This window comes from Microcystis aeruginosa NIES-843 (assembly GCF_000010625.1).
Taxonomy (GTDB): Bacteria; Cyanobacteriota; Cyanobacteriia; order Cyanobacteriales; family Microcystaceae; genus Microcystis; species Microcystis aeruginosa.
Genome location: NC_010296.1, coordinates 4,644,993 through 4,659,790, shown reverse-complemented (window position 1 = coordinate 4,659,790; position 14,798 = coordinate 4,644,993). Strand labels below are relative to the sequence as shown.

Annotated in this window: 9 protein-coding genes, 1 tRNA gene and 2 pseudogenes; 7 read left to right on the top strand and 5 right to left on the bottom strand. The window is 42.6% G+C overall.

The window, feature by feature from the left end; translation table 11 throughout:
* Positions 1–242: 242 nt before the first annotated feature.
* A complete protein-coding gene (locus MAE_RS22040; RefSeq protein WP_012267506.1) occupies positions 243–1,430 on the bottom strand; it encodes an RNA-guided endonuclease InsQ/TnpB family protein in 1,188 nt (395 codons plus the stop codon).
* A gap of 94 nt (positions 1,431–1,524) precedes the next feature.
* A pseudogene (locus MAE_RS36550) lies at positions 1,525–1,708 on the bottom strand (IS110 family transposase); the annotation flags it as partial.
* A gap of 83 nt (positions 1,709–1,791) precedes the next feature.
* Here MAE_RS36550 and MAE_RS22030 point away from each other — a divergent pair.
* Complete coding sequence (locus MAE_RS22030) at positions 1,792–5,436, top strand: DUF7149 domain-containing protein (protein WP_012267504.1); 3,645 nt, start codon at positions 1,792–1,794, stop codon at positions 5,434–5,436.
* Between the two features lie 249 nt (positions 5,437–5,685).
* Here the strand turns inward: MAE_RS22030 and bioD are convergent, their stop codons facing one another.
* On the bottom strand, positions 5,686–6,360 hold the full coding sequence (gene bioD, locus MAE_RS22025) for a dethiobiotin synthase (RefSeq protein WP_012267503.1): 675 nt from the start codon (positions 6,358–6,360) through the stop codon (positions 5,686–5,688).
* 46 nt (positions 6,361–6,406) lie between these two features.
* Complete coding sequence (locus MAE_RS33565) at positions 6,407–6,574, bottom strand: hypothetical protein (RefSeq protein WP_173351089.1); 168 nt, start codon at positions 6,572–6,574, stop codon at positions 6,407–6,409.
* A 178-nt stretch (positions 6,575–6,752) separates the two neighbouring features.
* Between MAE_RS33565 and ilvB the strand changes: the two genes are divergently transcribed.
* The 4 genes and pseudogenes from ilvB to MAE_RS22000 all read left to right on the top strand — a co-directional run bounded on the left by ilvB (position 6,753) and on the right by MAE_RS22000 (position 13,187).
* Complete coding sequence (ilvB, locus tag MAE_RS22015; protein WP_012267501.1) at positions 6,753–8,606, top strand: biosynthetic-type acetolactate synthase large subunit; 1,854 nt, start codon at positions 6,753–6,755, stop codon at positions 8,604–8,606.
* A gap of 497 nt (positions 8,607–9,103) precedes the next feature.
* Positions 9,104–10,681 (top strand): phosphoglycerate dehydrogenase, encoded by a 1,578-nt coding sequence (gene serA, locus MAE_RS22010; RefSeq protein WP_002795895.1) that lies wholly within the window; start codon positions 9,104–9,106, stop codon positions 10,679–10,681.
* A gap of 133 nt (positions 10,682–10,814) precedes the next feature.
* Positions 10,815–11,711, top strand: coding sequence for a 50S ribosomal protein L11 methyltransferase (gene prmA / locus MAE_RS22005; protein WP_012267500.1), 897 nt, complete (start codon positions 10,815–10,817; stop codon positions 11,709–11,711).
* A 267-nt stretch (positions 11,712–11,978) separates the two neighbouring features.
* Positions 11,979–13,187 (top strand): annotated as a pseudogene (locus tag MAE_RS22000) (RNA-guided endonuclease InsQ/TnpB family protein).
* A 38-nt stretch (positions 13,188–13,225) separates the two neighbouring features.
* Here MAE_RS22000 and MAE_RS21995 read toward each other — a convergent pair.
* Positions 13,226–13,298 (bottom strand) — tRNA-Arg (locus MAE_RS21995).
* Positions 13,299–13,354: 56 nt separating this feature from the next.
* Here MAE_RS21995 and surE point away from each other — a divergent pair.
* On the top strand, positions 13,355–14,167 hold the full coding sequence (surE, locus tag MAE_RS21990) for a 5'/3'-nucleotidase SurE (RefSeq protein ID WP_012267497.1): 813 nt from the start codon (positions 13,355–13,357) through the stop codon (positions 14,165–14,167).
* Between the two features lie 47 nt (positions 14,168–14,214).
* Complete coding sequence (locus tag MAE_RS21985) at positions 14,215–14,796, top strand: DUF3727 domain-containing protein (protein WP_012267496.1); 582 nt, start codon at positions 14,215–14,217, stop codon at positions 14,794–14,796.
* Positions 14,797–14,798: the final 2 nt, after the last annotated feature.

The following is a 14,798-nucleotide window of genomic DNA, read 5'->3' as shown; positions in this document are numbered from 1 at the left end:
TTGCCGTAAAACTCAAAATCTCAAGCCGGAAAAAAGCGCAGCAAAAGCTAAGCTGCTCAGGTTAAACCAAAGCAAGCGCAACCCTTGATTAGAGATAACAAAAAGTGTGAATCTCTAGGAACTAAGCGAGAGATTTGTTTGGCGGTTAATTGACCGAGTTCTGGTAAGTCGGAGACGAGAGTAGTAGAAATTACTTGACCTTGACATCCTCACCGCCGTAAACGGACGGTGATTCCCAAACCTCACGATTTAGGTTTCTGCTTCTTTCCCTTGCGGGGTTCCGCACCTGCCTTAACAGATTTACTCTGTTCTGGTCTTATGGTCGCTCTACAGACTGACACCGCAAGCCCTGCGGCCAAAATATTTTTACTGGCGTTAATATCTCGGTCATGGTGTGTCCCACAGTCTGGACAATCCCATTCTCGAACATTTAACGGCATTTTTTCAGCAATATACCCGCAATTACTACATCTTTTAGAGCTAGGAAACCATCTATCTATTTCGATGTAATTTCTTCCATACCAACGGCATTTATAGGCTAATTGTCGGGTAATTTCTCCCCAACTAACGTCAGATATTGCCTGAGATAATTTCGGGTTTTTGACCATATTCTTGACGGCTAAATTCTCAACCACAATCGTTTGGTTTTCACGAACTAATTGAGTGGTTAGCTTGTGTAAATGGTCTTTTCTGTTATCAGTAATTTGGGCGTGAATCTTGGCTACTTTGATTCTTGCTTTTTCTCGATTATTTGAGCCTTTCTGTTTTCTAGAAAGATTTTTTTGTGCCTTTCGCAGTCTCCGATAATGCTTTTTAAAATGCTTAGGATTAGATACTTTATCGCCATCGCTGGTAATCACGAGGCTACTAATTCCTAAGTCAATTCCGATGGCTTTATCTGTTACTGGTAAAGGCTTAATCGTTGGGTCATCAAATCTTATTGAGATATGCCAGCGTCCTGATGGATGTAATCTGACTGTTACTGTACTTGGTTCACATCCGTCTGGGATTTGTCTTGACCATCGAATAGGTAAAGGTTCTGTGCATTTAGCTAAATAGATTTGTTTGTCTTTAAATTTAAAAGCAGATTTGGTAAATTCGGCACTTCCTCCCTGATGTTTTTTCTTAAAGTTAGGATACTTAGTACGACCAGCAAAGAAATTAGTAAAAGCTGTTTGTAAATGTCTTAACCCTTGTTGTAAAGGTACACAGCTTACTTCATTGAGAAAGTTTAATTCTTCTTGCTTTTTCCAATCGGTCAACATTGAAGAAGTTTGAGCGTAGCCTACTCTTTCTTGTCTTTCATACCAAGCTTGTGTTCGTTCGTGGAGAGCTTTATTGTAAACTAATCTTACACAGCCCAATGTGCGCCGCAATAGCGACTCTTGTTCGGGTGTGGGGTAAAATCGAAACGAATAGGCTTTTTCCATACCTCACATTTTAGCATATATTTCGTAAACGATGCTCATATTTAACAGTAAAGCCGTCGTAGAACGACGGGGTTTCAGACCCAAAATTTTCGATGACTTTCTCGGGCCATTGTTGGTTAGCTTGGGTCAATTCCTCAATTTCTTGATTGAGTTTTTCAAGGCAGTTATCGAGATACTCAAGATGGACTTCGATATCGAGCTTTACCGCGAGCGCGTTCCCGTCGGTTCTTTTCGGCAGTCCGCATCTCGACAAGTTGCCGGCGACGACTAATTAAGTCCTACCGCTAACCCATCCTACAAATAATTGTGCCTCCCTACTTATAATAAAATTAGTCGGTAGTTTCCCTAGAGGTAAATTTTTATGATTGTCAATAAGCGAGAACTCAAGCAAGCCTTAAATCGGGTGTACTTAAAAATCAAGCCTGATGCTGAAACAATTCAGGTTTTTCGAGCTAATTTGGTGCGCTTGTTGGACCAATGTGACAGCAAAAAGTCGGAAGAGTTTAATAAAAATTTGCTGATAGATTTTTTGAAAAATACCTATTATGCTGATCGCTATTTTATCAATACAAAAGAGCGCATTGATCTGGTGATTCATAATAACCAGGATGTTAAAAGTCCAGTGGGGGTCATTTTTGAGACGAAGAAGCCTACTCGGACAATAAATGCAGAAATGCCAAGACTGGATAATCTCAATACCAAGGCTTTTCAGCAGTTAGTTTTATATTTTCTCCGCGAAAGGGTGACGGATAAAAATCTTGAGATTAAACACTTGATCGTAACAAATATTTATGAGTGGTTTATTTTCGATGCGAAGATTTTTGAGGAGTTGTTTTTTGCTAATAAGGCTCTAGTTAACCAGTTTTGCGATTTTGAAGCAGGGAGACTGAGTAGTACAAAAACGGATTTTTTCTATCAACAAATTGCCGAACCAGCGATCACTAAAGTTATTGAGCAAATTAAGTTTACTCATTTTGATCTGCGAGATTTGGAAAATTTAGATTTGCTTGATATTTACAAGATTCTTTCGCCAGAACATTTACTTAAGTTACCTTTTGTTAATGACAGTAATACTTTAAATAAGCCTTTTTATAATGAGCTTTTGTATATTATTGGTTTGACGGAAATTAAGGGTAAAGGGAAGAAGTTAATCGGACGAATGAAAGAAGGCGATCGCTGTGATGGTTCCCTGATTGAAAATGCGATTAGTCGGTTGGATAGTCTAGATAAGACTTCAAAATTAACTGAAGAGTTTGGAACTACGGATGAGGAACGGCTGTATAATGTGGCGTTGCGGTTATCAATTAATTGGATTAATCGGGTTTTGTTTCTCAAATTATTGGAAGCGCAGTTAATTAAATATCATCAAGGCGATCGAGATTTTGCCTTTCTCAATTTGGCGAAAGTTCCCAGTTATAGTGATCTCGATAGTTTGTTTTTTGATGTGTTAGCCAAGGAGAAAAATAAGCGCGAGGCTAAGGTTAAAACGATTTTTGCTCATGTACCTTATTTAAATAGTTCGCTATTTCTACCAACGGAGACGGAAAAGCAAACGATTTTTATTGGCAATTTGCGGGAGCGAACTTTACCCATTTTTACAGCGACGGTGCTAAAAGATAATCAGGGTAATAAGCGAGTAGGCGAGTTAAATGCGTTGGCTTATTTGTTTGAGTTTTTGGATGCTTATAAATTCGATCGAGATGAGTTAGAAAATCCTCAAGAAGATAGCGAAAAGTTAATTAATGCTTCGGTGTTGGGGTTAATTTTTGAAAAGATTAATGGTTATAAGGACGGTTCTTTTTATACGCCGAGTTTTATTACCATGTATATGTGTCGGGAAACGATACGAAGAGCGATTGTGCAGAAGTTTAATGAAGTAAAAGGCTGGAATTGTCAAAGTTTAGATGATTTATATGAACGAATTGAGGATAAAAGAGAGGCAAATGTTATTATTAATAGCCTGAAGATTTGCGATCCGGCGGTGGGTTCAGGACATTTTTTGGTTTCAGCTTTGAATGAGATAATCGCGATTAAGAGTGAGTTACGGGTTTTATTAGATAGTTCGGGTAAGTCGCTAAAAGATTATCGGGTAGAGGTGCGAAACGATAAGTTATTGGTTTATGATGATGAGGGGACTTTATTTGCTTATCATCCGAATAATAAAGAAAAGCAACGGGTACAGCAAGCCTTATTTCATGAGAAACAGACGATTATTGAAGGGTGTTTATTTGGGGTGGATATTAACCCTAATTCCGTGACGATTTGTCAGTTGCGGTTATGGATTGAGCTTTTAAAGAATGCTTATTATCGCGAGGATGGCAACTTGGAAACTTTGCCAAATATTGATATTAATATCAAGTGTGGTAATTCTTTGATTAGTCGGTTTGGGTTGGATGTGGATGTTAAACAGGTTTTACAGAAGCAGAAGTTTAGTATTGAGGAATATCGCAATGCGGTACAGACTTATCGCAATGCGGAAAATAAGGAACAAAAGCGGCAGATGGAAACGCTGATTGCTAAGATTAAGGCTGGTTTTAGTTCCAATTTATTAATCGGTAATCCTAAGAAGGTGAAGTTACGTCAATTACAAGGGGAGCTTTATAATCTGGAAAATCAGGGTTTATTGTTTGAGGAGACTAAGACGGAGCAAAAAGCGCGGGAGAAAAAAGTAACTAAGTTAAATAATGAGATTGATAAGCTAACTGCTGAAATTGCAGATATTGAAAGCGGTAAGCTGTATGATAATGCTTTAGAATGGCGGTTTGAGTTTCCCGAAGTGTTGAATGATAACGGCGATTTTGTTGGGTTTGATGTGGTGATTGGGAATCCTCCCTATGTACCGTCAAAAAATCTAGATGAAAAAGAGAAAGCTTTATATTATGAACATTACAAGACTACAGAATATCAAATTAATACCTTTGGGATATTTACTGAGTTAGGCATAAAAATATTGAACCAGAAAGGTTTTCTTGGCTTAATAATTCCAAATTATTGGTTAACAACTAAATATGACAAAAAATTGAGAAAGTTCTTGTTTGAAGAAAATCGAACAACCAATATAGTAAATGTATATAATATTTTTGAAAGTGCAGTAGTTGAAACATTACTTTTGTTTTCAAAAAAAGAACTAAATAATGATGAGATACATATTTGTAGTATTGATCGTAATATCTCTACAATTAATGAAAGATTGGAAGCAGTTATGCTTTCTCATTGGAGCTATGACCAAAAGATTACTGTTTCAGCTTTAGATGAAGAATTAACTATATCATTCAACGATAAAATTAAAATTAATGCAGAAACTCAAATAGGTTCTTTATTTGATTTGAAATTCGGAGCAAAGTTATATGAGATAGGAAAAGGAAATCCTCCTCAAACTAAAAATGATGCTAAAAATAGAATTTATGAATCTGAATTAAAAATAGATAATAGTTATATTCAATTATTACGAGCTAGGGATATCCAAAGATACAGACTTAAAACTGATAGCTACTATGTAAAGTATGGAGAAAATTTAGCCGCACCACGCTCGATTTCAATATTTGAAGGTGAAAGAATATTAATTCAAAGAATTTTTTCAAGAAAAACATTAGATGCAACTTGTGTAGATGATACGATAATCTGTAACACAGATGTTATTACATTAAAGCCCAAAAATAACACGCTAAATGTTAAATTTTATTTAGCAATTATTTGTTCTAAGCTTTGTGCATCTGTGCTAAAGTCTCAAAATGTAAATTTAGACAGAAATGCTTTTCCAAAAATAAATACTAAAACTCTATCAACTTTTCCAGTTCCTAAATATAAGCACGAATATATCGACATCACTGCACTTGTTGACAAAATTCTCACCGCAAAAAAAGACGATCCTACTGCTGACACAAGCGAATTAGAAAAGCAGATTGATCACTTAGTTTACAAACTCTATCAACTCACCTATAATGAAGTAAAAATAATTGATCCAGAATTTGCCCTAACAGAACAAGAATATCTGGACTTACCCTAATTTATTCCCTTACCCCCCCGATGTCCTGTAGGGTTGATTCATGAATCAACCCTACTATGAATTAACCCTACGATGAATCAACCCTACTATGAATCAACCCTACTATGAATTAACCCTACCCTTACCCCCCCGATGTCCTGTAGGGCTAATTCATGAATTAGCCCTACAATGGGTGTTGTCAAATTGAAAGATGCTGGGAATCAGCTTTGCCTTTTGCCTTGTGCCTTTTGCCTCGTCTCAACAAGCAATTTAAATGCTTGACAGCTTAATTTCTGGCCAACTAGCTACCACCGAGGCCAATTTATCCAAATCCCGACGATCTTCGATAAAGGGAAAAACACCTAAAACCGGACAATTAGTCAAGGATTGAATTAAATCGATCGGTGTTAACTGCTCTATCTCCGTCTCCGTGCGCGGTTCGAGACAATTAAGGATAATTCCGCCCAAATTGACCTTTTTCTGCTCTGCTAGGGCAATATTAGCCACCGTTTGGGAAATCGCCCCCAATTTCACCGGCACCACCAAAAGGGTTTTTAACCGCCATTGAGCCGCTAAATCCGCCAAAGTTAGCTCGTGAGTGACAGGACAACCTAAACCCCCCAAACCCTCAATTAAAACCAAATCTTGGCTTTTTTGTAGGTTCAGCAGAGCTTGCCACACCGTCCCCAAAGGAATATCTCGACCTTCCAAATCAGCAGCCACAGGAGGCGCTAAGGGTGCTTGATATTGCAGCGGTGTAATCATTTCTAATTGACCCTGAAATAAGCCCTCATACCATTCTCGATCGCCTTGACCCGTTTGCATTAATTTCATCAGCCCCAGGGCCTTGGAGGGATAGTATTTTTGCCAATAAGCCACTAAACCAGTGGTGACAACGGTTTTACCCGCGTCGGTATCCGTAGCCGCAATCAAAAGACTATTCATAAAACCCCCAAGCTCAGTCAAGATCAGGTGAAATCACCAATATTTATCATCTTATCTCCCCATCACCCCACTTCCCCATCACCCCATCTCCCCACACCCCACACCCCACACCCCACACCCCACACCCCACTTCCCCATCACCCCACTTCCCACACCCCACTTCCCCATCACCCCACTTCCCACACCCCACTTCCCCATCACCCCATCTCCCCACTTCCCCATCTCCCCAGATATTGCATGGGTAAGATGCAAAAAGAAAAAAAACTGCAGCCAAAAAGGTGAGATGGAATACACTAAAAGTATAAGGTTATCAATTTTGCTATTTTTCAAGTTGCATCCTAGGCAACAGAATTGCAATTATCCCTCTAGTTAGAAATTGGACGGTTTGCCCTGTGGTTTCATCACTTCCCAAGCCCAATGACTCTTTAACAACGGTTCCCCAGCGTTGTTCTGGGGCTTATGCCTTGATGGACAGTCTCAAACGTCATGGCGTTAAGCACATCTTCGGTTATCCCGGAGGTGCGATCCTGCCCATCTATGACGAACTCTACCGCTTTGAAGAGCGGGGAGAATTACAACATATTTTAGTGCGCCACGAACAAGCGGCCGCCCATGCCGCCGATGCCTACGCTAGGGCCACCGGCAAAGTGGGGGTCTGTTTCGGTACTTCCGGCCCCGGGGCGACCAATTTGGTGACAGGCATCGCTAACGCACACATGGACTCCATCCCGATGGTAATTATCACCGGTCAGGTGAGTCGGGCGGCCATCGGTTCCGATGCTTTCCAAGAAACCGATATTTATGGTATTACTCTCCCGATTGTTAAACATTCCTATGTGGCTAGAAACGCCCGGGAAGTAGCGAGAATCGTCGCTGAAGCCTTCCATATCGCCAGTACAGGACGACCAGGACCGGTTTTAGTCGATATTCCCAAAGATGTCGGTTTAGAACTATGCGATTATATCCCCGTCGAACCGGGAGATGTGAAACTAACTGGCTATCGTCCCACGGTTAAGGGCAATCGCCGTCAAATCGAGGCCGCTTTACACCTCTTGGAAACCGCCGAAAAACCCTTACTTTACGTTGGCGGAGGTGCGATCGCAGCTAATGCCCACGCCCAAATTGCCGAGTTTGCCGAGCGTTTTCAGTTACCCGTCACCACCACGTTAATGGGGATCGGTGCTTTTGATGAACATCATCCCCTCTCGGTGGGAATGTTAGGAATGCACGGCACCGCCTACGCTAATTTTGCCGTGACCGAGTGTGATTTATTAATTGCCGTCGGCGCTCGTTTTGATGACCGAGTAACGGGGAAATTGGACGAATTCGCCTCGAAAGCTAAGGTAATCCATCTGGATATTGACCCGGCCGAAGTGGGCAAAAATCGCGCCCCTGACGTGCCGATTGTCGGGGATGTGCGGGTAGTTTTAGAACAAATACTCCAAAAAGCCAGAGAATTTGATTATCCCACTAATTCCGATCGCACCCAAGCTTGGTTAGCCCAGATCGAGCGCTGGCGACAAGATTATCCCCTGCAAGTACCTCGACCAGAAGGCAGACTTTCCCCCCAAGAAGTGATCGTTGAGGTGGGTCGTCAAGCACCCCACGCCTACTATACCACCGATGTGGGCCAGCATCAGATGTGGGCGGCCCAATTCCTCAAAAATGGACCCCGACGTTGGATTTCTAGCGCGGGATTGGGGACGATGGGTTTCGGTTTACCGGCTGCGATGGGGGTAAAGGTGGCTATTCCCGATGAGGAGGTCATCTGTATTAGTGGTGATTCCAGTTTCCAAATGAATCTACAGGAATTGGCCACCCTAACCCAATTTAATATTCATGCCAAGACGATTATTATTAATAATGGTTGGCAGGGTATGGTACGTCAATGGCAAGAAGCTTTCTATGGGGAACGTTATTCTAATTCCAATATGGAAGCGGGAATGCCGGATGTGGAACTGTTAGCCCAAGCTTACGGCATTAAAGGCATTACTATTCGCCATCGAGAGGAATTAGCCGCAAAAATTGCCGAAATGTTGGCCCATGATGGTCCGGTTTTGGTCAATGCGATCGTGACTAAGGATGAAAATTGTTATCCCATGGTCGCCCCCGGTCAAAGTAATGCCCGTATGATTGGTTTACCGAAAATTGTCACCGGGGGTTGTGAAATGCTCAATTGTCCCAGTTGTGGCGCGGTTAACAGTTGGAATAATAAATTCTGTCCTGAATGTGGGGCGAAATTGTAGCTGAAAATTGTTAATTAATTAACCAGCCTCCGTTATCCTTAACGGAGGTTTTTGGCTTTTTCTCTACTGTGTGAATATCATAAGTAGGTAGGCGTTAAAAATTATCAGATGCCTCCTTATTAAGGGGGATACCCCCGCCTATCGGCACCCCCCTTATCAAGGGGGGCAGGGGGGATCGAACCTAAAATCTATTCTTAATTTAATTATAACCAGCTACTTAGAAATTTTCAAACAGAAGCAATGGCAGCCCTAGAAAAGGCCCTAGAAAAAGAAGCAGAAAACTCGATCGCCACCGTGATTAAATTAGCCATATCTCAGTGACAACGGCAAGAGACTGACATCAACACCATGGACGACAAAGAGAAGGACAACCTAAAATCTTTTCGCTAATTTTGCCATAGACTGCACCCTTTGCTTCTAAAATGGGCTATTGCGGCTAGACCCGAATATTGGTCTAGCATTTGCCCGTAGACTGAAAAAAGCACGTTATAAAGATTATGGCCAAAGTTCTGGTATCCGATTCGATCGATCCGGTAGGAGTAGAAATTCTGTCACAGGTTGCCCAAGTGGACGTGAAAACAGGACTATCCGCTGAGGAAATCATTCAAATTATCCCCGAATACGACGCACTGATGCTCCGTTCCAGTACCCGCGTCACCAAAGAAATCGTCGAAGCGGGCAGCAAACTGCAAATTATCGGCCGCGCAGGGGTAGGAGTCGATAATATCGATGTTCCCGCGGCCACTCGTCAGGGTATTATTGTCGTTAACTCTCCCGAAGGTAACACGATCGCCGCTGCCGAACACGCCTTGGCCATGATGTTATCCCTCTCCCGTCATATTCCCGATGCCAATCAGTCGGTAAAAGCGAATAAATGGGAAAGAAATCGCTTTATCGGCACAGAAGTTTATAAAAAGAACCTAGGAGTCGTCGGTTTAGGTAAAATTGGTTCCCACGTCGCCGCCGTTGCTAGATCCCTAGGCATGAAAATTCTCGCCTACGATCCCTTTATTTCCAAAGAACGCGCCGATCAACTCGGTTGCACCTTGGTAGATCTGGAATTACTCTTTGCTGAGTCCGATTTTATCACTCTCCACGTCCCGAAAACTCCCGAAACCCAGCATCTCATCGGTCGGGAAACCCTCCCTAAGATGAAACCCACGGTCCGCATCATTAACTGTTCCCGCGGCGGCATTATCGACGAGTTGGCTTTAATTGAAGCCCTCGAATCCGGTAGAATCGCCGGGGCAGCCTTGGATGTATTTGAACAGGAACCTTTAGGCGAATCTAGATTAAGAGAATTATCTAACGTCATCCTCACTCCCCACCTAGGCGCATCGACTACGGAAGCACAGGTGAATGTGGCTATTGATGTGGCCGAACAAATTCGCGATGTCCTCCTCGGTTTGCCAGCGCGTTCGGCCGTTAATATCCCCGGACTAACTCCCGATGTTATGGAAAAACTGCGCCCTTACCTGCAATTAGCGGAAACTATGGGTAATCTCGTTAGCCAGTTGGCAGGAGGTCGCTGTGACTCGTTAAATGTCCGTTTACAGGGAGAATTGGCCACTAAAGACAGTCAACCCCTGGTGATAGCGGCAATTAAGGGTTTACTTTCCCAAGCCCTCCGGGAACGGGTAAACTATGTTAATGCGGCGATCGAAGCTAAGGAACGCGGTATCCGGGTAATCGAAACCCGGGATGCTTCCACCCGCGACTATTCGGGATCGATTCATTTGGAAGCTAATGGTTCCATGGGTACCCATTCCGTCACCGGAGCGCTGTTAAGTAACGGAGAAATCCGCATTACTGACCTCGATGAGTTCCCAATTAACGTGCCACCGAGTAATCATATGCTCTTCACCCTTCACCAGGATATGCCCGGTATTATCGGCAAAATTGGCGCACTTTTAGGCAGTTTTAATGTCAATATCGCCAGTATGCAGGTAGGACGCAAAATTATTCGCGGTGACGCAGTTATGGCCCTGAGTCTCGATGATCCTTTACCAGAAGGTCTTCTCTCGGAAATTACTAAAGTCCCCGGTATCCGTGATGCTTATACAGTGAAACTCTAGATTAAATCAGTTATCAGTAAACAGTAATCAGTAATCAGTAATAAGTGAAAAGAAAGCTCTGAACTTGCCACTTAATACTGTTGACTGAAAACTCAAATCTGATAACTGATCCCTAATCACTGATAACTGATATATGTCTAATAGTTGGTGGGAAATTACGGTTTTGTGCGAACCTAGTCTCGAAGAAACGGTTTTCTGGAGACTGGAAGATTTTGGCTGTTCGGGAACGGCCACTGCTAAAAAACAATCCTCTTTAGAGGTTAAGGCCTATATACCAGAAATTAAAGCGCAATTGCTCGATTTAGAGGCACTAAGCCTCTGGTTAAAGCAGGATGCTTTGATTTTAGGTTTTCCCGAACCTGTCAGCCATTGGCAGTTAATGGACGAGGAAGACTGGGCCAGCAGTTGGAAACAACATTGGCAAATTAGCGAGATCGGCGATCGCTTTTTGATCTGTCCTGCTTGGTTAAATCCCCCCGAAAATAACCAGAGATTGGTGATTAAAATTGACCCCGGTTCCGCTTTTGGCACGGGAACGCATCCAACCACGCAATTATGTCTAGAATCCCTAGAAATGCGTTTAAGTAGCCATCCAGAGCCTAAAATTATCGCCGATATCGGTTGTGGTTCTGGCATACTCGCGATCGGAGCGATTTTATTGGGGGCCAAAAAAGTTTATGCTGTCGATACAGATCCGCTGGCGGTGAATGCGACGCGCAGTAATCGCCATCTCAACCGAATTAACCCCGAAAATTTAGCTATTAATCAGGGTAGTGTCGAGGAGTTATTAGAATTAATTCCCGATGGTGTCGATGGCATCGTTTGTAATATTTTAGCCGAGACAATTATCGCTTTAATGCCCGAAATCAACCGTCTGGCAAAACCCACCACTTGGGGAATTTTAAGCGGCATCCTCGTCACCCAAGCACAAGCAGTTACAGATATTTTAGAACCCCAAGGCTGGACAGTGGCTGCCCTGTGGAAACGTCAAGAATGGTGTTGTCTTCAAATTCGTCGCGCTCTGGATTAATATAGCTATCAGTTATCAGCTTCTGAAAGCAAGAAGCAGCAAAAAAAATCTGGCAATTCTCCTACCCAAAAAGAAGGTTAGAAACTAAGTAGATTTAAGCTTTTAGCTTAACAAATGACAGTTTTCCACCACAGGGGAGTTCCAATGATACTTTACCGAAATTTTGGGTTAAAGCCCCGTCCTTTTAGGACGGCTTTTTAAACTATATCTTGTTAACTTAACTTTTATTGTGCTATACTGATTTTGTCTAAGTCCCCCCTGCGTAAAATGTTTGTCTTAGAGTTTAAAGTTAAAGCTAAAACTCAACAGTATCAAGCCATAGACGATGCTATTCGTACTGCTCAATTCATCCGTAACAAATGTGTAAGGTTATGGATGGATACAAAAGGTACGGGTAAGAACGATTTATACCGATATTCTAAAGAATTAGCTCAGGACTTTAAATTTGCCGATGAACTTAATTCAACTGCTAGACAGGCAAGTGCTGAACGTGCTTGGAGTTCAATTAGTCGTTTTTACGACAACTGTAAACGTAAAGTATCAGGCAAAAAGGGGTATCCTCAATTTTAAAAATCTCGCTCTGTTGAATACAAACAATCAGGATGGAAGCTTCTTAGCCCTAAAACTGTTAAGTTCACTGACAAGAAAAACATTGGTGTTCTTAAGTTGGTAGGAACTTGGGATTTAGGGTACTTTCAAGAATCCGATATTAAACGGGTTAGGTTGATTCGGAGAGCGGACGGTTATTATTGTCAATTTGTCCTTTCTTGTGACGTTAAAGAAGATGTTAAACCATCAGGTAAGTGTATTGGCTTAGATGTAGGTTTGGCTTCTTTCTATACAGATAACAATGGCAACAAGGTTGATAATCCTCAATTCTTGAGAAAGTCCGAGAAACGATTAAAACGACTTCAAAGGCGATTATCTAAAAAGAAAAAGGGAAGTAAAAATCGTCAAAAAGCTAGACAAAGATTAGCTAAAGCTCACCTTAAAGTAAATAGGCAACGTCAAGACTTTGCTGTGAAATTAGCAAGGTGCGTAGTTCACTCTAGCGATGTGATAGCCTACGAGGATTTAAGAGTTAAGAACTTAGTCAAGAATCATTGTCTAGCTAAATCGATAAATGATGCGGCCTGGTATCAGTTTCGGGAATGGATAGAGTATTTTGGGGTTAAATTCGGCAAGATAACGATTGCTGTCTCACCGAATTATACAAGCCAAAACTGTTCAAACTGTGGTGAAACTGTCAAAAAATCTTTATCGACTAGAACCCATCAGTGCAAATGTGGATGTGTTTTGGATAGGGATGAAAACGCCGCAATCAACATCCTTAAAAGGGGACTAAGTACGGTAGGGCATACCGGAACCTTTGGGCTCGATCCAATAAACGCTTGGGGAGAGAATACCTCTACTTTTTCAGAAGCAATTCTGTCTAAGCAAGTAATCTCTGTGAACCAAGAATCCCCGTCTCTTTAGAGCGGGGAGTGTCAAAATACCAACCCCTGATTTCTGAACGAGTACGGAGGGAGTCGAACCCCCGACACCCAGGACCGGAACCTGGTGCTCTATCCTCTGAGCTACGTACCCACAATAAAATACTATTATATTATACCACTAGCCGACGCAGTAGAGCAGAAATTTCTATGACTAGCGATCGCCCTTTAAAACTACTGATCAGTAACGATGACGGCATTTCCGCCCTAGGAGTCCGCACCCTCGCTAACACCCTCGCTACTGCGGGCCATCAAGTCACCGTAGTTTGTCCCGACGGCGAGCGCTCTGCTACCGGTCATGGCTTAACCTTACACCATCCCATCCGGGCCGAACAGGTGGAAGGAATTTTTCATCCCGATGTGATTGCTTGGTCCTGCTCGGGAACTCCCGCCGATTCGGTGAAATTTGCCCTTAGTGCCGTCCTCAAAGAGCGTCCCGATTTAGTTTTAGCTGGCATTAACCACGGGTCTAATCTCGGCACCGATATCCTCTATTCTGGCACGGTTTCCGCAGCCCTGGAGGGCTTAATCGAGGGTATTCCCAGTATTGCTTTTAGTCTGGCTAGTTTTAAAGCTTGTGATTTCCAACCGGCCGCCGATTTTGCCCTCACTTTAGTCAGGAAAGTTGCCCTTAACCCTTTTCCTCTTCCCACTTTACTCAATGTGAACGTCCCTCCGGTTAGTAGTGGCGAAATCAAGGGGGTGAAAATCACTAGGCAAGGATTGCGACACTACGAAGAAACCTTCGAGAAAAGACTGGATCCTAGGGGTAAAAGTTATTACTGGTTAATTGGGGAAGTGGTGGAAGATATCGAACAACCGGACTATACCCATTTACCCCCGGAAGTCCCTACGGATGTGCGCGCTATTGGCGAGAATTTTATCACCATCACGCCCCTACAATACAATTTAACTGATGTGCAGGGTTTTCAACATTTGCACCGGAATTCTTGGTTTGATTGAGGATCATCTCATGATATTCTGATTCAATCATTAGCGTTTGAGAGCCTATGTCCCCTCAATTTAATTTTCAAGAAAACGAACTCGAAGAAGCGGATATCATAACCCTCTGGGATGAGCAAGGTCGATCGCTGGACTGTTATATTGAGAACGCCTATGAAACCGATGATCTCACCTATATGCTTCTTGTCCCCGTGGATACCCCGGTGATGATTCTAGCTTGGGATGAGGAATCGGAGGAAGAAGAATCTGATGCCTTCTTAATCGAAGATAGCGAGGAAATCGAGCGGATTTTCGCCGATGCTAAGGCAGTGTTAGCAGAATTAGACCTATTGCTCAAATCCACTGCCCACACCTTGACTGTTAGTGGTGAATTACCGCCCCTAGAAGAAGATAATGTTCTCAGTTTAGAAATTGATGGCGATGAACCCTCCTCGTCATCAGAGCCGGAAGAATTGCAATTTCTCGCCAGTTTCTTTTCGGAAGACCAAAAATACTCGATTTACAGTCCCCTAGCTCCTTTGTTATTCTTAGCCGTCGGTGATGCGGAAGGGAAAGTTGAATTAGTTTCCCCCGATGATGACGGCATGGGACCAATTCTAGAGGAACTTTTGTTTGATGAACTCGATTAACT

Coding starts and splice junctions, on each gene's coding strand:
- MAE_RS22040 (WP_012267506.1), bottom strand. CDS start 1,430: ATGGAAAAAGCCTATTCGTTTCGATTTTACCCCACACCCGAACAAGAG.
- MAE_RS22030 (WP_012267504.1), top strand. CDS start 1,792: ATGATTGTCAATAAGCGAGAACTCAAGCAAGCCTTAAATCGGGTGTAC.
- bioD (WP_012267503.1), bottom strand. CDS start 6,360: ATGAATAGTCTTTTGATTGCGGCTACGGATACCGACGCGGGTAAAACC.
- serA (WP_002795895.1), top strand. CDS start 9,104: ATGGCCAAAGTTCTGGTATCCGATTCGATCGATCCGGTAGGAGTAGAA.
- prmA (WP_012267500.1), top strand. CDS start 10,815: ATGTCTAATAGTTGGTGGGAAATTACGGTTTTGTGCGAACCTAGTCTC.
- surE (WP_012267497.1), top strand. CDS start 13,355: ATGACTAGCGATCGCCCTTTAAAACTACTGATCAGTAACGATGACGGC.
- MAE_RS21985 (WP_012267496.1), top strand. CDS start 14,215: ATGTCCCCTCAATTTAATTTTCAAGAAAACGAACTCGAAGAAGCGGAT.